The organism is Kamptonema formosum PCC 10802 (genome assembly GCF_000332335.1).
Lineage (GTDB): Bacteria > Cyanobacteriota > Cyanobacteriia > Cyanobacteriales > Oscillatoriaceae > Oscillatoria.
In genome coordinates, this window is the sequence record NZ_KB235948.1 from 3,268,744 (window position 1) to 3,287,768 (window position 19,025).

Consider the following 19,025-nt stretch of genomic DNA (forward strand, 5'->3'; position numbering starts at 1 on the left):
TTTACAGGAAAACGCTCCCGGCGCAGCTAAACCCGCCACTTCAGCCAAGAGCGCCGGTGGAGGCGCATAACCTCCTCATAAAGCTTTTCCAGCTGAGTGACATTTCCGCTGAGCGTGTAGCGTTCCAGCACGCGCTGGCGAGCCTTTTGCCCCAGCAGCGCGCAGAACTCAGGCTGGTCGCGAAACACCGGCAGCAAATTGCGCAGCTGCCCCGTCACCCCCTCAGTTCTGAGAACCACACCGGCACCGCCTTCGAGCACTTCCCCATCCGCACCGGCATCGGTTGCCAGAGGAGCCAGACCGCAAGCCATCCCCTCCAGCAGAGACAGCGACAGCCCCTCCATCAGCGAAGGCAGAATAAAAACATCCGCCCCCCGGAGGATTTCAATGCGCCGGTGCTCGTCACCAATAAAACCCAGCCAAGTAATCCCGTGTTCCTCCCCATAAAACGGCATCAGAGACGCCGCTAGGGGGCCATTTCCCACAATCACCAGCTGGCAGTCAGGGCCCATATCAGACTTTTTCCAAGCCTTGAGCAGCGCCTCAACATTTTTTTCCAGCGCAATCCGCCCCTGATAGACAAAAATCCGCTCCCGCCCCAGTTGTTCCTTCAGCGACGAAGGACCCGGAGAGTATTTCAGGGCATCCACCCCATTCGGAATCACCGCCACCTGAGATTCCGGCACCCCCAGCTTCACCAGTAACTCCCGCTGCATTTGGGAAAACACAATTGTCCGGTCATAGTTCGCCAGAAAAGGAGCGTACAGCTGGTAAGTCAGCTGCTGGGTGCTGGAGGTCAGAGTGCGGGGCTTGCGCTCGAACGCCGGGTGGAAAGTTGCCACCAGAGGCAAATCCAGCTCATCGCAGATTTCCGGCAGCAAAAAGTCCAGAGGAGACAGGGTGAGAGAAGCGTGCACCAAATCCGGTTTCAGGCGTGCCAGCGACTCTGCCAGCACCTTGCTCGACCTGAGGGTGGGAACTGTGTAAATTGTTGATTTATAAAGGCAGGGCAAAGGAACTTCGCAAGCCAGAGTCCAGCCGCTAGTTTCCACAGCTTGCGGCGGTTTGCGGGGTTGCCCCTGACCGGCAAGCCAGGAAGGGAAAAAGCTATCCGGGTCAGCGGCTTCTTGCTCGAAGTGGAAAAAGCTGACCTGATGTCCCCGATCTAGCAGCGCGTTAGTGATTTCGCGCGAGTATGTAACATTGCCACAAAACGGTGATTTTTTTCCAAGCCAAGCGATGTGCATTGCGGTGGGAGGGGCTAGGGGGTTAATAGCAGTAAAGTGGGCGGGAGCATTCTTATTGTGCGAAGGAGCCCAAAACAATGCGATAATGAGTTCAGCCGGAGGCAGGAGAAGAATATTTTTGGCCAGCTGAATCCCGGCAACGGGATTGAAACGATGCCTAATTACGGGAAATATACCAGGTTAGGAACCCACCGGCGACCGCCAGTCCCGCCAAGCCCAGAAATACCACCTTCAAACCGAAGAAAGCTTCCGCCACACCGGCTAGAGCCAGAGGCAAACTCAGGGCGATATTTGTCGCATTGTTCTGCAGTCCGAACACCTTCCCCCGCATTTCTTCAGGCGTTTCTGCCTGAATCGCCGTTTGCACCGGCACGCCGGCGACTGCGGCGAAAGCGCCCAGCAGGGCGATCAGCAGCAGTTCTGGCCACAGCTGCTGGGAAAACACGGACATGCCGGCGAGAGACGCTGCCATGCCGGCAGAGCCCGCCATACTCAGCTGGAAGTGAGACAGCCGCAAGTCAAGATGACCGATAACAGCTGCCCCCAAGCCCAGACCCGCGCCCCCAGCAGCGAGCAAAAAGCCGAACTGGGAGGCTTTCATCCCGGGCATTAACTCCGCCAAGCGCACCGCCAGAACTGCCAGAGCGGCAAAAATGGAGAACAGAATCACCAGCTGAATCATAGCGGCGCGGATGTGAGGCTGCTGTTTCAGGTAGCGCAGCCCGTCGCGGATATCTTCCAGGACGTGGGGGGATTCTCTCTCAGCGGGGTTAATTTTCTCACCCGTTCTCAGCAGCAGCAGCAGCAGTCCCGCCAGGACGTAGCTCCCGCCCACCACCAGTTCCTTGCCGGTGTCAGCAAAGCCAATCAGGCGGTCTGCCAGAGCCAGGAGCGGCTCCCCGACGGCGAAGCCAACGATCAGCGACCCCATCATGGTTGTGGTGTAGAGGGCGTTGGCTGACAGCAGGTGAGGCCGCTCCACAATCAGCGGAATTGCCGCCTGTTCTGCCGGTGCGAAAAACTGGGTCAGCGTCGAAACCAGGAACGTAACTGCCAGCATCAGGCAGAAGCCCAGGGGCAATCCCGCCAGCTCTTTCCCGGAGGAGAGCCAGAGCAGCGCCGGCAGGGCCAAAACCAGCCCGCCTCGCAGCAGGTTTGTCACCACCAGCACGGCTTTTTTTGGCCACCGGTCGGCGAACGCGCCGGCAAGGGAGCCCAGCAGCACGGCGGGAATGGTGAAGGCTATCATAATGGCCGACACCCAGCTGCTGATGGTTTGCTCGCCGCTGTGAAATCGACTGGCGATCAGGGCAATCATCAGCACCAGATAAACCTTGTCCGCCAGCTGGGAAAACACCTGCCCCCCCCACAGCGCCAAGAAGTTGCGGTTTTTCAGCACCGGCACGAAACCCTTTTCCGGTGCCGGCGGTTCTGGGGGGGGAGGGGGGAGGGGTGAGGGAGACTCCGGGAATAGCCCAGAGTTAGCTCCGTTGCTTGCCGGCGGCTCGGCTTCCCGCTCGCTCGCTGCCGGCTCAGCACTTTTTGGCAGTGCTGTCTCGGATTTTGGAGTGTTGCGGGTGACAGGCGGACCCGAAGCCGTCTGGCGATCGGGGATTTGTGTGCCGCTGGCACAAAAATTCCCTGACTGTCTCGCCGTGGGAGACACATTGCCCGAATGGCTGGCCTGAGGGGCAGGCTTGCGGTTGTGCTGCTGGGGTGAGCCAGCTGTTTTGAGCTCAGAATCAGACAGTCGCATCATAGCTGGCGGGGAACTCGGCGAGGGATGCAAAATAGTTATCCATTAGGGCAGCAGAGCGTATCGACCGGTCGAAGTGATACTGAGCATATTGACGCAAAATGCGCTCAACGGAAACCCATGCCGTCTCTGCGGTGCCGGCTGGGTGTGGCGCTGTGGCGGCATCTGGCCAAGAAAGCTGGGACTCAGCCAGCTGCTGCAGCAGGGCCAGCTCCAGCGCCTTAAGCTGGGCGTCCAGCTTGACTGGCGTTCCGGAGCTGACCGAAACCCGGTGGCTGCTGGGCTGGGTTTTTGCCGGCTCGGGGTGCCGGGGTGCCGGCGCTCCGGGGGGCGCGATTTCCGAGACGCTCACGGTTCCGCCCAAGGAGAGGCTGAACCCGGCGCGCCAGTTGGGATGGCTGAAATCTGGGGTGAGCCGGCGCTTCGACAGGCAGCAGGTTTGAACTTGCGGGGCAATTCCCGCCAGGGCTAGCATGTGAAACACGCCGTGGGCTAGCAGGGCGACGACCGGCAGGGTCTTTTGGCCAGCCGCCTGCAGCTCGGGGCGCTCCAGGCGGCTCAAATGCTCGCACAGCAGGGAAAATAGCTCCTCTTGCGGCTGGTCGCTCATCGCTTGACAGAGCACCAGTTCCGCTAAATACTGTCCCGCTGCCAGTTTTTCTAGAGAGCGGCTCAAACCGGGGTAGGTTTTTACCGTCACCGCTTGGGTGATTTTGTCGAGGGAGCGCCCTTTGGCAACCAGCAGCTCGTTGACAACAAACAAGCCACTGCGCCCGCTCAAGCTGGAGTTTTGCTTGCGCGCGCCGGGAGCCACCGCCCGAATTAAGCCACACTCCCGCGTCAGCACCGTCAGCAGCCGGTCTGACTCGCCCATCGGCACTCCTTTGAGGTTAATTCCAGTGGCTTTGTAGGTTCGACTCATTGTATTGTTAAATGGCCTTTGGTCAGAACGTTATGGCCTGAGGGCTCTTGCCGGCACCATCCCACTCCAGTAAAAATCTTCTCACGGGGCAAGAGGTGAGGGGGGGGAGCGGGAGAGAGAAAAAACCGCACCTGCCAGCCACTCCGCATTTTTACTCCGCCGGCACCCGAGGGCGATGCTACCTTTCAGCAGCGGCACCGGCGCTCTCGCGCTGGCGGAGCAAACCCACACTGCGAGAGGTGCCCAGCCGCGTCGCGCCCGCGATAATGAGCTCTAGGGCTTGCTCGTGGGTGCGGATTCCCCCGGATGCTTTGATGCCAATTTGCCCTTTGGTGATTTCTTTGAGCAGGCGCACGTCTTCTACTGTGGCTCCGCCGTGCCAGCCGGTGCTGGTTTTCAGGAAGGCGACACCGGCATCGGCGCAAATCTCTGCGGCGAGGCGCTTCTCGGGCTCCGTGAGCAGGGCCATTTCTAAGATGGCCTTCACCGGTTTGCCGGTTTCCTGGCAAATTTCCGCTATTTCCCGGTGGGCTTCCCTGGTTTTGCCGGCCTTTAGGAAGCCCAAATTGAGAGCCACATCCAGTTCTGCGGCCCCATTTTCTACCGCCTCTTGCGCTTCGTACAGTTTTGTCCCTGCTGTGGTCGCGCCGGTGGGAAAGCCTATCACCGTACAGACTTTGGGCTTCTTGCCGTGGAGCAAATTCGCCGCCACACGCACATAAGCGGGATACACGCAAACCGCCGCGAAATGAAACCGGTCAGCCTCTTCGCACCACTTCTCCACCATCGCGGCAGTGGCTGCTGGGTTGAGCAAGGCGTGATCGATAAAGGGCGCGATGTCAATTTCTGGCCCGGCAACGGGTGAAGCCATTGCTGTTTCTCCCTGGTATCTATTGTTAAGTTTTATCATAAAGTTAAACAATTTTAAAGCAATCCGCCCAACCTGTTTAAGGTATAATACTTACAAACCGTGAGTCTGGCCCGGTCCGCACAGCCCGCGCTCCGCGATTCCCCGGTGCGCGCTGCCACCGGCAGCCGGTCGGCCTTGGGGCCCGGTGGCACTGCGGCGAAAAGCTCGGTCGGGCAGTTTCCGTAAAAGCCCTGTGCGGCGCACAAAAGGGAAGCAGTTCATTCCGCAATTCTACAGAAGAGAGAAAAGGTTTTTTTCGCAACAATTAAGTCAGGGTGGTGTGCGGTCGGGGAAAGATTGCAGGCTGCGTGGGACAGTCTCTTCGTGCTCTCCCTCTGCGCCCTTGACGTTCGTGCGATTCTTTCAAACCTTTCTTGCAGATGCGCGCTCCGCCTCGATTTGGAAAAAATAATGAGGGCGCAAATTTTTATGGCTTTTACAGGTGCGGTTTACTTGCTGTTCGCTGGCTATTTTTTCAAGGGCTGGTTTGAACTGTACAAGCGAGATACTAAGATGTCAGCAGAGGAGAAGCAGCTGTCCAAAGTGATTTTGGTAATCGCTACTGTTCTTTGGCCGGTCACTGTCCCTCTCTCTTACATCGAGAAACGCTCGAAAGCCAAAAAGTCCGCGCAGCCGCACACCAAAAAAGTGCCGTATGGCGGGTAAAATTCCCCGAACAGTAAGGTGCGCTCCGCTTGGGGGAACCGGCACCCCCTAATATTGAGGTTTTCAGCTGTATGAACTTTGCATAAGAAACCCGGTTTCTTAAAGAAACCGGGTTTCTCACTTAAAACCGCGCTTAGAGAAATTTAAACAGCAGAAAAGACAGCCTGAATTTGAGATTGGTCGAGGGCGCGCCCAATAAACACCAAGCGAGTCTCGCGGGGTTCAGAGGGCTGCCACAGCCGGTCGTAGAAATAGTCGAAACGCCCGCCCACTCCTTGCAAAACCATGCGCATCGGCTTGTTGGGAACGTCCACAAAACCTTTAATCCGGTAAATCTCCTGCTTACCGATCAGATCCTGCAGCTGCTCAATCAGCGCTTGCGGCTGAAACGCTTGTTTGAGGGCGAAGTGAACGGAGTTAATTTCGTCGTCATGCTCGTGTTCTTCCTCAGTGTCGTGATGGCTGGGCCGGCTGTCTAAGTTGTCCTCGACTGCTGCGTTGAATCCCAGCAGGACCTCGGGACTGATTTCGCCATTCTCACAGGGGACAATTTTAACACCGGCTCGCAGCTGCTGCTGCAGCCACTCCCTCACTTGGTTTCGGGTGGGGGAGCCCACCAAATCCGCCTTCGTCAGCAGCACCAAATCGGCACAGGCGAGCTGGTCTTCAAACAGTTCCTCAATGGGGGTTTCGTGCTCTAAACTGGGGTCGGCTTGTCGCTGGGCTTGCAGGGCGTCGGGGTTGCTGGCAAAGGTGCCGGCGGCTACTGCCTCACAGTCTACCACAGTGACGACGCCATCGACGGTTGCGCCGGTGCGAATTTCTGGCCAGCGGAAGGCTTGCACTAAGGGTTTTGGCAGTGCGAGTCCGGAGGTTTCGATGAGCATGCAATCAATCTGCTCTCGCCGCTTGAGAAGCTGCTGCATGGTGGGGAGAAATTCTTCCTGAACGGTGCAGCACAGGCAGCCATTGGTGAGTTCGACGATGTTGCTGCCGGTGTCTCCTTCTCCGTCGCAGACTTGGCAGGAGCGCAGCAGATCGCCATCGATGCCGACTTCGCCGAATTCGTTGACGAGAACGGCGATTTTTCGGCCTTGATTGTTTTGCAGGAGGTGGCGGATCAGGGTGGTTTTGCCGGCTCCGAGAAAGCCGGTGATTACGGTAACGGGAATTTTTGCACTCATGGGAGAAAAGAATTAATGAACCGGTCAGGTAGGGTTTGTCTGTATATGGCGATTCTAAATGATTTGTGATATCTGTAAGGAGCCAGAAACCCGGTTTCTTTGAGAAACCGGGTTTCTGCCTTTTCACAACTCGAATAGAACCGCTATAATATAGCTGGGATTTAGAGCCCTAGGGGATTTGGGGAATCAGCTATTTGTGGGTTGGGATGGGGGGATTTTGGCTAGGATACCTTTTTTCAGGGGTTCTGGGCGTTCTGACCACGGGAGAAGCCCGTCCGGTTTGGCGAAATACTGACCGGCGCACTGGAGGACGGCAGTCGAGATTTCGGGTAAGGTTTCGGCAGTGGCGGGCAAGTCGCCAAACAGATAGGTGTATTTGCCGGGAGCGGCAAAGGAGACAGTGCAGGAGTGGCTGCAGGCGCTCATGCACTCGACCGGCTGAATGGGAAAATCATCTCGCAAGTGCCAGGTTTGGGCGAGGTGGGAGAGCCGGTCGAGCAGTTGCTCACCGCCGCTTGTGCCTTGCCGCTTTCCGTCCCGCCAAACCGAGGCGCAGGTGGTGCAAACAAATAAGGTGTGCTGTGGGTTCATCAAGGGGTATCCTCGCGCTATTAGGGTTCATTGCTAATAGCGAATTGCTAAGAGTTGGCTAAATAAATGTTGGATTGGCGTGAGGGGATGAGAGGGCAGAGCGAGTGTCCGCCACGGAAAGTTGCAGCTCTTTTGTGTGAGTTCCGTCTAACAGGAGGCTGATGAAACGGGAGAGCATCCTGTTTTTGCCGGCAGGATATTGCGGTGGGTGAGGCTGAGAGCGTGACGCAGCCTACAGCTGATTGGGGGAATTCTCAATAGAATCTGTACCTCGCAGATAGGTGGGAAAGGAACCTAAAAGTCGGCGGGCATTCTGACTCAGAGACGGGCCGTCTCATTACAGCTGCGGGACAGCGCCGGACTCGCACCGGACTTTCCCCCTTGCGTCTGGTGGCTGCTCCCCACCAGAACCGACTGAGCCTCACAATTTTAACTTCTAACTCGGCTTTGCGGCAAGCCGAATTGAAAAAAAATCACAGGAGGCGCGGATGTTCAGCTACTCACCGGCGCTCGAATAATTGTGGCGCGAGAGAAATTTTCTGAGAAAGGGCAGGATAATATCGGCCAGGGCATCTGCGGATTCTTCATGGAGCGCCAAAGAACCGGGCAGCCAGCACTTCTGCACGGCGGTGAAACTGGCCAGCATTTCCATTTCCATGCGGGATTTGCGAGGGGTTTGCTGTCCGATGGCCACCAGCACGGGCACCGGCAGGGGCTGGAACAGTTCCAGGAACTCGCCGCGAGTCAGCACGGGGTCCAACGAGCCGGTGACGAAAGCTGCGGAAGCAAATCGCGCCCCTCTTTTGGCAGTGGTGGCCCGTTTTTCTTTGATCAGGCTGCGGGTTATGTTATTGGGGTTGCCGTAAACGTGGCGGCGGTACATCAAGCGGAGGAAGGGGGGCAGGGTATTGAGGAAGTAGAGGATCTGGCCCACCACCGGCAAGCACACGATCTGTTTGAGGATTCGGTAGAGCCACCGCTGTTCGCCCATTGCGGTGGGTAGCGGACCGCGCCAGGTTGGGGAGATCAGGACCGCCCACGACCACACCGGCGGCTTTTGCGCCGCCAGCTGCATGATGTAGCCGGCGGCGTGACCGGCTCCCATGACGACGACCGGTTCAGTAAAGTGGTCTGTGACGAAATCGGCTAAAAAGCGGCGGTACAGTGCCGGCTGGTAGCTGAAAGCGGGGCGCTCTGAGCTGCCAAACCCGGGCCAGTCCACGGCCACAACTTTAAACTCAGGTGCCAAGCGCTCTGCCAGCCCCCGCATTTCGGAGCGCGTGGAAACGGTGCTGAAGGCTGGAAGCATCAATATCGGCGTCCCCTCTCCGAGGGTTTCGTAAACCACCTTCACCTGGCGCTTTTTCCAAGTCCACAGATATTCTTGAACCGTACCGCCCATGCCGAGTGGGGCGGGGCTGGATTTTGCAGAAGTCGTTTCAACGGTCGAGGTCATATTGAGAAGCGTTCCAATTTCTTTACACAATAACAGCGGTTTCAACAAAAGCGGGCTGTACCTGAGCGTGTTCCTGCGAGCGTGTTCCTGCATCGCGCTCGCACTCCAAGCGCTTCCCACCCCGCAGTTTGTTTTCACCCCCCATCTCCCAGCACCGCGCAGGGGTTGGGCCGCACAGACAGAGAGTAAAGCACAGATTAGTATCCGCGCCTGCCGCTCTCCAATCCGCTCCTCTTCCCCTCAAATAATTAATGCCATCTCACCGGCTGACAGTCAGCAGCTGCACCGACACAGTAAATCACATTGTCGCTCTCGCTGGAAGGGGGCTAATACCCCACAATCGATCGCCCTGGCACTTGCATTATGGCAGGTACTGTCTTACAATTAACATCCCTTTTCCAGATAGCCTCTAACCCGTGCGAGCAGCAGGTGACGCACCGCGCCGATTCTAAGATTGGCAGCAGTGGGCGTGAAACCGAGTTTACACGGAAAATCCCGACTTGTTTAAACCATCTCCGTACAGTTACTATATCTATTAAAGCTTGGCAGGAAAGTCAAAAAGATGGTGCCCCGCACTTGCAGTAAAGGACATAACAATCCAACCGGCCATCGCTTTTGCAGCCAGTGTGGGGAGAAGCTGCAAGCGGAATTTTCTTGCGCCCCCCCTGCGGCTCCGTCCGGTTCCCCGATCATTCTGGAGTCTCGCTACCGCCTGGTGCGCCAAATCGGGCAGGGCGGCTTTGGGCGCACCTATCTGGCGGAAGATACGAACCGGTTTGGGGAACTGTGCGTTTTAAAGGAATTCGCGCCGCAAGTGCAACACCCCACCGCGTTGCGAAAAGCCCAAGAACTTTTTGACCGGGAAGCGTCTGTCCTCTACAAGCTACAGCACCCGCAGATTCCCCGCTTCCGAGAGCTGTGCCGGTGCGAGATGAGCGGATCTGAGCGCCTGTTTTTGGTGCAGGACTTTGTGGGGGGGCAAAGTTGCCGCGAGGTGCTCGATGCCGGTGTGCGGTTTGGGGAGGCGGAGATGCTGAAGCTGCTGCTGGACCTGCTGCCGGTGTTGGGCTACATCCACTCGCAAGGGGTGATTCACCGGGATATCTCCCCGGAGAACTTGATTTTGCGAAGTTCTGACCGGCTGCCGGTGCTGATAGACTTTGGCGGCGTCAAGGAAGTGGCGACATCTGCCGTGTCTCAGTTCGCCCAGCTGATTGCCCTCTCCACCCAGCTGGGAAAGCCTGGGTATGCGCCTGAGGAGCAGATACGTCTGGGGCGCGCTTACCCCTCCAGCGATCTGTACGCTTTGGCGGTGACGGCTGTCGTTTTGCTCACCGGCAAGGAGCCCCAAGAATTGTACGACAGTGTTAGGGCCGTTTGGCGCTGGCGGTCGGAAGTGCGTCTGAGCCCGATGCTGGAAGGGGTGCTCAATAAAATGCTGGCGCACAGCCCCAGCGATCGCTACCAGGATGCCGGTGAGGTGGTGCGAGCGCTGCAAGCTGTGCCGCCGGCTCTCCCGAGCAACCTGTCGCAGCTTAGGACCGTGGCGGTTGCGCCCCCACCGGCTGCCATTCTTACAGTGCCGGCAAACATCCCTGCTGCCAAAAGCAACCCCAACCCGCCCCCAACCCGCATTTCTTTCTTTGCCATCCCTGCTTTTTGGCATCCCGTGCGCCCAGTGGCAGCCATTGCCACCTGCCTAGTGTTCTTGGCTGCCATTAGCGCTCGGGTCGTTTCCAATTTTCCCGCAAATACCCCTGAGGCACCTGCTGCCTCCCTGAGTCTCCCAGAGGAGGCGAGCCTGAGAAAGATTGTGGATCGCCGGCAAGCTTTGAAAATTCCGGAACAGTTTTTTAATCGCGCCGTCAATGAACTGTTCTATGAGCAGAACCCAGTGCTTCGCGGGCGTCTCTTGACAAATTCATCCAAAGATGAATATTGGCGGCGCAAGTGGCGCGAGATTGCTGATAGCCTGCTGGCTAAGCTAGAGCGAGCCAATCTGAGTGAAAAAGCTCGCAGCCAGTTGGGGAGCTATACCCTACAAGACTTTGAAATAGCGAGCGGAAAAGTCAAGAAATCCACTTTCAGCCGGCAAGTTGACGCTCGGTTCTACAAGCTGTTTCCAGAACTGCGGGGGCGGACTCTCCACGCAGAAACATGGCAGCAAGTTTGGTATGCGATCGCCGCTGATCGACTGGCTGAAACCGGCATTGAGCTGTCCCTGTATAAATAGGGTGCGTTCCGCCTTGGGGAATTTTATAGCAGCAGTCATATTGGTTAGGACATCAGAAACTTTATGACTTAGGGAAAAAGGCGTAGGGCAGGCGTCTCGCCTGCCCTCTAGATCTAATGTCCTAACCTAAGTGCATACTGCTATAGCACTAGCCACTTAGGTTAGGACGTAGGACAGGCGTCTCACCTATCCCTGTACCTTAGGTGAGGACGTAGGACAGGCGTCTCGCCTGTCCCTATACTTACTGCCAAGTGAGATGCCTTGTCCTAAACTGACTCCATCGTTCGAGCTCAGAGGTCCATCGTTCGAGCTCAGAGGTCGATCATTCGAGCTCAGAGGTCGATCATTCGAGCTCAGAGGTCGATCATCCGAGTTCAGAGGTCCATCATCCGAGCTCAGAGGTCCATCATCCGAGCTCAGAGGTCCATCGTTCGAGTTCTTGGGCATGGGGCATTGGGTATTGGGCATCACACAAAAGCTGATTTCTCGCGCAGGTGCTTGCCCCATCGCAATGGCCCATGTGCAATGCCCTATACTATTGACAGGTTTCTGACAATAGCCGGTTTGAGGACAGGGGGAGTATCCCGTTGTGGCAAATATATCTGGGGGATTGGGGTAGGGGCTTCGCCTTGTGCCGGCTGGGGAAACCTGTCCCACAAGTGCCCTAGACGCGAGACGTAGCTAGGGTTTCCTCCTTTAATAGCCGGCAGATATCTGTGCGTTGCCGGTGGGGGCGGATGTGCCCCAGTCGGGGGGTTTTACCTTCTTAGAAACCGGCTGTCTTTCAGAAACCCGGTTTCTGAACCCCCGAGAGATTTCACAACTGCCGGAAGCAATTATTATCTCTAACCAGTTTAGCATATAAAAATGATGGCATCACCATGAAAGCCCAATTCTTTGCCCAACTTCTGACAGGGTTTGCCCTCGCCCTCGGCGCGACTGCTGCCATGAATCAGCCTAGCATGGCGCAAACCAATAAATACTTCTGCGCTGTGCTCAACAGCACTCCCACAACGTTCGTGCGCACGCCAAGGGGAAATATCTCGATGATTCGGTGGGTTTCCTATACTACGCCGGAATGGCCCCCTAAGCGCCGGTGCCTGGAGGTTTCTGCGAGATTCCAGCGCTTTTACGACAACGGCACGCTGAAGACTATCGGAACCGGCACTGTCAACAATCAATCGGTTTTGTGCGCGGTTCGTTCTTCTGGGGATTATTGCACTAATAATAATGTGTTGCTGACTCTGCCGGCGGGAAGCGACCGGCACGAGGCGTTGCAAACGCTGCTGGATATCCGCGCTCTCGCTTCCGGCAGAACCCTTGAGCTCAGCGGAAGTCAACTGGCGACCTATGTGAATGGCGAAAGCTATGTTAATATTGAGGAATTGCTGGAAATTGCGCCGGTTGAGTCAGGGAACATAGAGCCGGTTGAGTGAGGCGAGCGTGAGCTCTCTCTGGCGAAAAGAAACCCGGTTTCTTGGAGAAACCGGGTTTCTTGATTCTGCCTACCCTTAAGGTTTATAATAGAGCGAGACTCCGTATAAGGCAAAAAATTATGGCAAAACCCGGCATAAATTGGCGATTGATGATACTGGTTGCCTGTATTGGCGGCGTGTCCATCCCGCTGCTGGCACAGGCACCGGCTGTCCTTGTTTTTTTCAAACAGCCCCCGGCTCAACTCTCGGTGACTCAGCTGCATCAGCGGGCTCAGTCTATGACAGTTAAGGTGCTATCAAAAGAGGATTTGGGTTCGGGGATTCTGATTGGCAAGCAAGGGGATGTTTATACAGTCCTGACAAATGAACATGTAGTGCGGGCGGGAAAAGCCCCGTATCAAATTCAGACTGCTGACGGGAAGACACACCCGGCGGTAGAAAAGTTGCGCTCCTCGGCGCTAGAGGAGAATGATTTGGCTGTTTTGGAATTTCGCGGTGACTGCGCTGACTGTGTGGTGGGGAAAGCGGGGAAAACACCGGCACCTGGGGATGAGGTGTTTGCCGGCGGGTTTGCCTTTTCTGATGGGACAAGCCCGCCTTTAAAAGAGGGAGGGTTAAAAGGGTTTACTTTTAGAACGGGTGAGGTTTCGATTGTGCTGGAGAAACCTTTGCAGGAGGGGTATCAGATAGGCTATACTAGTGATATCGAAAAAGGGATGAGTGGGGGGCCGGTGCTGAATCGTGCCGGTGAGGTTGTGGCGGTTAATGGCATGCACGCCTATCCCCTTTGGGGCGATCCGTATGTGTTTAAAGATGGCTCCCAGCCGGCTCCTAGTCTCAAGCAGCAGATGGTTCGCTACAGTTGGAGCATTCCAATTCAGACGTTTGTGCGGCTTTCCCTCTCACCGGCATATAGCCTTTCTCATATTAGTGAGGGACTGAGAAACCCGGAAGAGGGCGGTCTCCGTGGGTGGCCATCGGTGTCAACTTAAGCTCCAGGCGATTGAAATCGCGGCTATACAAACGAAGTCCGCCTACGCGGACTTAAGAGAAGAGCGGGACTTTTAAAACCCGCGCAGGCGGGTTTTGTCTGTATAGCTGCGGTTTCAACCGCCCAGAGACTACGGGACACAGCTTAAGTTGACACTAATGGCACGGGGGCCCGCCCCTACGAAACCGGGTTTCTGCGCCGTAGTTCATCCAACTGAGAAACGCTATAGGTTAGGACGTCGGACAGGCGTCGCGCCTGTCCCTTTCCCTACTAGCAAGTGAGATGTCTTGTCGATTATTGAGCTGGTTTTTGATATAATTATAGCAGATTTGCCGATTTAATATCGGGGGAGGTGAGCGGCAGAAAGCAGGACATGTTGAGATGGACAAGAGAGAATCTGTGAGGAGCAGATATGACAGAATAAAGAGCCGGTGAAGACTTAAACACGGCTGAAGTACAGACAGACTATGACAGCCCTTGGAAAGAAGGGATCGAGCAGTATTTGCCGCAGTTCTTGGAGTTTGCTTTTACCGAGCTCCATGCTTTGATTGACTGGAGTCGCGGGTACGAGTCGTTGGACAAGGAACTGCAACAGGTGCTGCGGGATGCGGAGTTGGGAAAGCGCATAGCGGATAAATTGTTCCGAGTGTGGCTGCAAGACGGTGAGGAAGCTTGGGTGCTGATTCATGTGGAGGTGCAGAGTCAAGAAGAGTCAGGTTTTGCGGAGCGGATGTATGTATACAATTACCGCTGCTTTGACCGATATCGCAAGCCGGTGATCAGCTTGGCGGTGTTGGGAGATGAGCGGGCGAGTTGGCGTCCTTCTTCGTTTGGGTACGCTTATGACGGGTTTCGGTTGAGTCTGGAGTTTCCGATTGTGAAACTTGTGGACTATGAAGCGCAGTGGGAGGTTTTGGAGCAAAGCACCAATCCCTTCGCGGTGATGGTGATGGCGCACCTGAAGACGAAGGCCAAAACCGGCAAGCCCCAAGAGCGAAAACAGTGGAAGTGGAGTTTGATTCGCCGGCTGTTTGAGCGGGGGTATAATAGAGAGCAGGTGGTGCCACTGTTCCAGTTTATTGACTGGATGATGGCGCTGCCGGTGGAGTTGCAGCGGGAATTGCGACAAGAGCTGAAGCGTTATCAGGAGGAAAGCCAGATGCCTTTAATCAGCCGGATGGAACTAATGGCAAAAGAAGAGGGGCGTGAGGAAGGAATCGTGCGAAATGCTCGCGATTCGGTGATTGAAATCTTGCAGGCGCGGTTTCAAGTTGCCCCACCGGCAATCGTTGAAGCCGTCAATTCAATCTCCGATGTGGCGCGGCTGAAACAGCTTCTCCGACAGGCAATAGCGGTTGCCTCGGTGGAGGAATTTCAGCAACTCCTCGCGCAATCAGGAGAAGTAGGATAAGGTAGGGTGGGTGCGCGAGCGTACCCACCGGCATTCTCTCAATTGGGCGTCGCCTATTGGCATGATGCTGTTGGCGAATTGATAGGAGGTTTTACCCCACCCCCAACCCCTCCCCGTTAACGGGGAGGGGAGTTTTCTGGGAACTCTTGTTCCCCCCTTTCCTCGTCTTTCCTCGAAAAAAAAACCGCACATTTTGAGAATCTCCCTCTACTCTTTAGCCCGCGTAGGCGGGCTTCGTCTGTATAGCCGCGATTTCCAATCGCCAGGAACCTAGCAAACTAGCCAGAGGTCTAACCAACTACGAACCTTTGGGCTAAAGCCCAACTACGAACCTTTGGGCTAAAGCCCAACTACGAACTTTTGGGCTGAAGCCCAACTACGAACCTTTGGGCTAAAGCCCAACTACAAACCTTTGGGCTAAAGCCCAACTACAAACGGCAATTCCAGAAAAAATCGAATACCCCCCTTGCACTCCCAGGGAAGATGTGAGATAATGCAACAAATCTGGTAGAAGGTCGAACCGATGAACTTTCCCCGTGGACTGCCGGCTGCGCTCATAGGTGCGGCGGCGACAATTGCCCTGGTGCAGCCACAAATGGCTCAGGCATTAGAGCCGTCCGAGATATCAGCGAGAGCCAAAGAAATTACTGTGCGCATCGATGGCCCAGAATCCGGATCTGGCGTGATTTTTGAGCGCACCGGCACCACTTACTCCGTGCTGACAAACTGGCACGTTGTGGACACCGAGGGACAGTACCAAATCACTGCGCCCGATGGCCAGAAATATCCCGTTCCCTACCGCCAGGTGAAATATCTGCCGGATGTGGATTTGGCGGTGTTGCAGTTCACCAGCAACCAGCGCTACCCAACAGCCCAACTGGGCAATTCTGAGGAAATGACAGAGGGGAATAAGGTTTATGTGGTCGGTTGGGCTGACCCATTTCCGGGGATTCCTGAACCCAGCTATCTGTTTTTGGAAGCTAGAATTACCAGCCGGTTGCAAAAGTCAGAAAAAGGCTATGCTATAGTGCACGACAATCCCGCTACTCCGGGGACTTCCGGTGGGCCGGTGCTGGACAGCAACGCTCGACTGGTGGGGATAAACGGGCGTTTAACCTCGGAACCGAACACGGGAAAAGCTTTTGGTTTGGGGATTCCTCTGGAAATCTTTTTGGCGGCGAGAAATAATTTGGTGACGCCCAGGGGGATTGCGCCTCCAGAGGATTTTGTCAGTCGGGGGCAGCTATTAGCAAAGGCAGGAGACTACCGGGGAGCGATTGCTGAGTACAATAAAGCTCTGGAGAGCGATGCCAACAATTTTGAGGCTTACTACCGGCGCGGTGAGGCTTACTATTGGCTAGACGATTACCGAGCTGCGATTGCGGACTTTGACCGGGTGCTGCGATTCAATCCCAATAATGCCCTTGTTTATTTCTACCGGGGTTATGCCCGCCGCAACCTGGGAGACAATCAGGGAGCGATATCCGATTACAACCAAGCGATTCGCCTCAATCCCAACGATGCCGTTGCCTACAACAACCGGGGTATTGCCCGCCGCAACCTGGGAGACAATCAGGGAGCGATATCCGATTACAACAAAGCGATTCGCCTCAATCCAAACTATGCTGAAGCCTACTACAACCGGGGTATTGCCCGCGCTTACCAGAGAGATTATCAGGCAGCGATATCCGATTTCAACGAAGCGATTCGCCTCAATCCCAACTTGGCAGAAGCCTACAACAACCGGGGTAATGCCCGCACTTACCAGAGAGACTATCAGGGAGCGATATCCGATTACAGCGAAGTGATTCGCCTCAATCCCAACTTGGCCTATGCCTACAACAACCGGGGTTATGCCCGTGACGAACTAGGAGACTATCAGGGAGCGATATCCGATTACAACGAAGCGATTCGCCTCAATCCCAACTTGGCCGAAGCCTACTACAACCGGGGTCTTACCCACCGGCAACTGGGCGACAAGCAAAGGGCAATTGCGGATTTCCAGAAAGCCGCAGACCTCTACCGGCAACAAGGAAGGAGAGATAATTACCAAAAGGCACTCGACCTAATCAGGGAATTGCAGCAGTAGCTAAACCCCATTGAGAGACTGGGCTGTAATTGCAACCGCATACGCACGCAGGACAAAATTGGTATTAAACCCACCGGCATCACTCAATCTCAAACGATTCTATCATCTCTCGTGCCGTCTGCAAAAACTTAGAATACTTCCCTCTCTCAGCCGTATAAGTAATCACATAAGCCTTATTCTCCTTCACCGTCCAGACTTGCAGCCGCTGCACCTCTCGCCCCTCCTCTTTCCCCGCAAAAACCACTTCACTCGCCCGCCGGTGCCCTAGCGTCGCATCACTCGCTTGGCGAACACTCGCATCCGAATGCGTCCGGATTGTCCGCACAGACTCCTCCGTATATTCCTTCAGTGACCTCGGTCGGGATGAGAGATTTTCAACCGCGATGCTGAGATACTCTTGGAACCCATCCCCCTCCCCCTCTTTTGGCGACAGGAACATAACCACATCCCCAGTCACAACGTCTGAGGTGTCCTGTCTTGCCCAACTTTTAGGATAGCTGATTTTTATCCCAGAGTTGGCATCTTGATAGCTGACAAATTCCTCTTTTTGTGTTATAATTCTCGGCAAGACCGCCATCGCCGCCAAAACAGCTGCAACGCCCACCGCAATCGCACCTTTCCACAGTGGTGGGAGTCCGGGTGTTCGTGCCGGTGTGGGTGCCGGTGGGGGGAAGAGTTCTCGCAAAGCATCAGCAGCGGACTGACAGCGATCTCGGAAGTGGTAGCGCACCATTTTGTCTAAGACCTTCGCCAGGGGTTCGCTCACCGGCACCCTGTCGCGCCAGACGACTTCACCATTAGCATCTGTGGGCAATTGGTTCGGGGGCGTGCCGGTCAGTGCTTGGATGGCAATCATCCCCACCGCATAGATATCGCTGCAAAGTTTGGGCTGTCCAGCGGCTTGTTCGCCCGGTTTGTAGCCGGGTGTGCCAATATTAACCGTCGGTTTCACCGGCTGCTGAGAATTAACCACCGTAGTGCTAACTTCCTTAACCGCCCCAAAATCAATCAAGAATATTTTCCCGTCAGAAGCGCGTCTGATTAAATTTGCCGGCTTGAGATCGCGGTGGATGACATGGTGCTGCTGGACAAACACCAGCACTTGCAGGACATCCCGCAAAAGAGCAATCACCTCGTCCTCACTCAACCGCTTCCCCGGACAGATTTCTTGGCTCAGATCGTGCCCTTCGACGAATTCTTGAACCAAATAGAATTCCTGATTTTCCTCAAGGTGAGCCAGAAGTCGCGGGATTTGGTCGTGACTTCCCAACTTGTACAGGACTGCCGCTTCCTGATTGAATAACCGGCTCGCGGTTTGCAAAACAAACGGATCGGCAGACTGGGGTTTGAGTTGCTTCACGACGCACAGGGGGCGTGCCGGCATCTGCCGGTCTTCTGCCAGATAGGTCTGGCCAAACCCCCCTCCTCCCAAATGTTTGACAATGTAGTATCGCCCGCCGATAGTTTTTCCCAGCATCTGCTTTCCGCCTCCTACCCTCACTGATATTGATTTTGCCACAGATGAAAGCCTCTGCCTGCCGGCTGCCGGCGGTCGGGGTGCCTAACAGTCTCTTTCCAATCGCCAGGAACTTGGCTCTTCTCTTAGCCCGCGTTGGGCGAAGCCCTTCCCGAAGGGTAGGCGGGCTTCGTCTGTATAGCCGCGATTTCCAAGAGACTGTTGGCGAATTGATGTAGGGTAAGACCCCACCCCCAAGTTTCCTCGTTCCCAGCTCAAGCTTGCAGGAGGAAAAACCGCGCAGATTGTGAGAGTCTCGCTCCACTCTTAGCCCGCGTTGGGCGAAGCCCTTCCCGCAGGGTAGGCGGGCTTCGTCTGTATAGCCGCGATTTCAATCGCCAGGAACCTGGCCAACTAGCCAGAGCCAGTAGTAGGGTGCGTTCCCTCTTAGGGAACGCACCCTACCCCTTGTCCGGCGGCGGGCGAGCCGGTAGGGCTAAAGCCCAACTACAAACCTTTTCAGGTTAGGACGTAGGACAGGCGTCGCGCTGTAGGCGCTTGCGCCGTGCGCTCTTAGCGCATGCGCCGCTCCGCTAACGCCTGTCCCAAAGACCTGAGGTTCTTCCCGGCACTTTTAGAACCGGAAAGTCGTGCGCAGAACTCCGACCAAGATATCA

The 19,025-nt window shown here is 55.7% G+C and carries 14 protein-coding genes and 1 riboswitch; of the genes, 6 read left to right on the forward strand and 8 right to left on the reverse strand.

The window, feature by feature from the left end:
- Positions 1 to 26: 26 nt before the first annotated feature.
- The 4 genes from OSC10802_RS0113965 to deoC all read right to left on the reverse strand — a co-directional run bounded on the left by OSC10802_RS0113965 (position 27) and on the right by deoC (position 4,796).
- Positions 27 to 1,247, reverse strand: coding sequence for a glycosyltransferase family 4 protein (locus tag OSC10802_RS0113965; RefSeq protein WP_044170993.1), 1,221 nt, complete (start codon positions 1,245 to 1,247; stop codon positions 27 to 29).
- A gap of 157 nt (positions 1,248 to 1,404) precedes the next feature.
- Complete coding sequence (locus tag OSC10802_RS0113970) at positions 1,405 to 3,006, reverse strand: MFS transporter (protein WP_017717387.1); 1,602 nt, start codon at positions 3,004 to 3,006, stop codon at positions 1,405 to 1,407.
- Complete coding sequence (gene recO, locus OSC10802_RS0113975; protein ID WP_017717388.1) at positions 2,990 to 3,925, reverse strand: DNA repair protein RecO; 936 nt, start codon at positions 3,923 to 3,925, stop codon at positions 2,990 to 2,992. Before recO ends, OSC10802_RS0113970 begins: the two co-directional genes overlap by 17 nt.
- Positions 3,926 to 4,103: 178 nt before the next feature.
- Positions 4,104 to 4,796 carry a deoxyribose-phosphate aldolase gene (deoC, locus tag OSC10802_RS0113980; RefSeq protein ID WP_026098464.1) on the reverse strand — a complete coding sequence of 231 codons (693 nt, stop codon included), beginning with the start codon at positions 4,794 to 4,796 and terminating at the stop codon, positions 4,104 to 4,106.
- A gap of 450 nt (positions 4,797 to 5,246) precedes the next feature.
- On the opposite strand from deoC, the gene OSC10802_RS40120 reads away from it, so the two are divergent.
- Positions 5,247 to 5,501 carry a hypothetical protein gene (locus tag OSC10802_RS40120; protein ID WP_017717391.1) on the forward strand — a complete coding sequence of 85 codons (255 nt, stop codon included), beginning with the start codon at positions 5,247 to 5,249 and terminating at the stop codon, positions 5,499 to 5,501.
- Between the two features lie 143 nt (positions 5,502 to 5,644).
- Here OSC10802_RS40120 and cobW read toward each other — a convergent pair whose 3' ends face one another.
- The 3 genes from cobW to OSC10802_RS0114005 all read right to left on the reverse strand — a co-directional run bounded on the left by cobW (position 5,645) and on the right by OSC10802_RS0114005 (position 8,732).
- Positions 5,645 to 6,685, reverse strand: coding sequence for a cobalamin biosynthesis protein CobW (gene cobW, locus OSC10802_RS0113995; protein WP_017717392.1), 1,041 nt, complete (start codon positions 6,683 to 6,685; stop codon positions 5,645 to 5,647).
- A 186-nt stretch (positions 6,686 to 6,871) separates the two neighbouring features.
- Positions 6,872 to 7,276, reverse strand: coding sequence for a DUF1636 family protein (locus tag OSC10802_RS0114000; RefSeq protein ID WP_017717393.1), 405 nt, complete (start codon positions 7,274 to 7,276; stop codon positions 6,872 to 6,874).
- A 286-nt stretch (positions 7,277 to 7,562) separates the two neighbouring features.
- Positions 7,563 to 7,706, reverse strand: a riboswitch (cobalamin riboswitch).
- Positions 7,707 to 7,772: 66 nt separating this feature from the next.
- Positions 7,773 to 8,732, reverse strand: coding sequence for an alpha/beta fold hydrolase (locus OSC10802_RS0114005; protein WP_017717394.1), 960 nt, complete (start codon positions 8,730 to 8,732; stop codon positions 7,773 to 7,775).
- Between the two features lie 562 nt (positions 8,733 to 9,294).
- Between OSC10802_RS0114005 and OSC10802_RS0114015 the strand changes: the two genes are divergently transcribed.
- From OSC10802_RS0114015 to OSC10802_RS0114040, 5 genes are all read left to right on the forward strand, one after another.
- A complete protein-coding gene (locus OSC10802_RS0114015; RefSeq protein ID WP_017717396.1) occupies positions 9,295 to 10,965 on the forward strand; it encodes a serine/threonine-protein kinase in 1,671 nt (556 codons plus the stop codon).
- An 881-nt stretch (positions 10,966 to 11,846) separates the two neighbouring features.
- Positions 11,847 to 12,401, forward strand: coding sequence for a COP23 domain-containing protein (locus tag OSC10802_RS0114025; RefSeq protein ID WP_017717398.1), 555 nt, complete (start codon positions 11,847 to 11,849; stop codon positions 12,399 to 12,401).
- Positions 12,402 to 12,520: 119 nt separating this feature from the next.
- Positions 12,521 to 13,393 carry a S1 family peptidase gene (locus tag OSC10802_RS0114030; RefSeq protein WP_017717399.1) on the forward strand — a complete coding sequence of 291 codons (873 nt, stop codon included), beginning with the start codon at positions 12,521 to 12,523 and terminating at the stop codon, positions 13,391 to 13,393.
- Positions 13,394 to 13,894: 501 nt separating this feature from the next.
- Positions 13,895 to 14,803 (forward strand): Rpn family recombination-promoting nuclease/putative transposase, encoded by a 909-nt coding sequence (locus tag OSC10802_RS40125; RefSeq protein ID WP_017717400.1) that lies wholly within the window; start codon positions 13,895 to 13,897, stop codon positions 14,801 to 14,803.
- A gap of 523 nt (positions 14,804 to 15,326) precedes the next feature.
- Positions 15,327 to 16,892, forward strand: a complete 1,566-nt coding sequence (locus OSC10802_RS0114040; protein ID WP_017717401.1) for a serine protease — start codon at positions 15,327 to 15,329, stop codon at positions 16,890 to 16,892.
- Between the two features lie 79 nt (positions 16,893 to 16,971).
- Here the strand turns inward: OSC10802_RS0114040 and OSC10802_RS0114045 are convergent, their stop codons facing one another.
- Positions 16,972 to 18,369, reverse strand: a complete 1,398-nt coding sequence (locus OSC10802_RS0114045) for a serine/threonine-protein kinase (RefSeq protein WP_017717402.1) — start codon at positions 18,367 to 18,369, stop codon at positions 16,972 to 16,974.
- Positions 18,370 to 19,025: the final 656 nt, after the last annotated feature.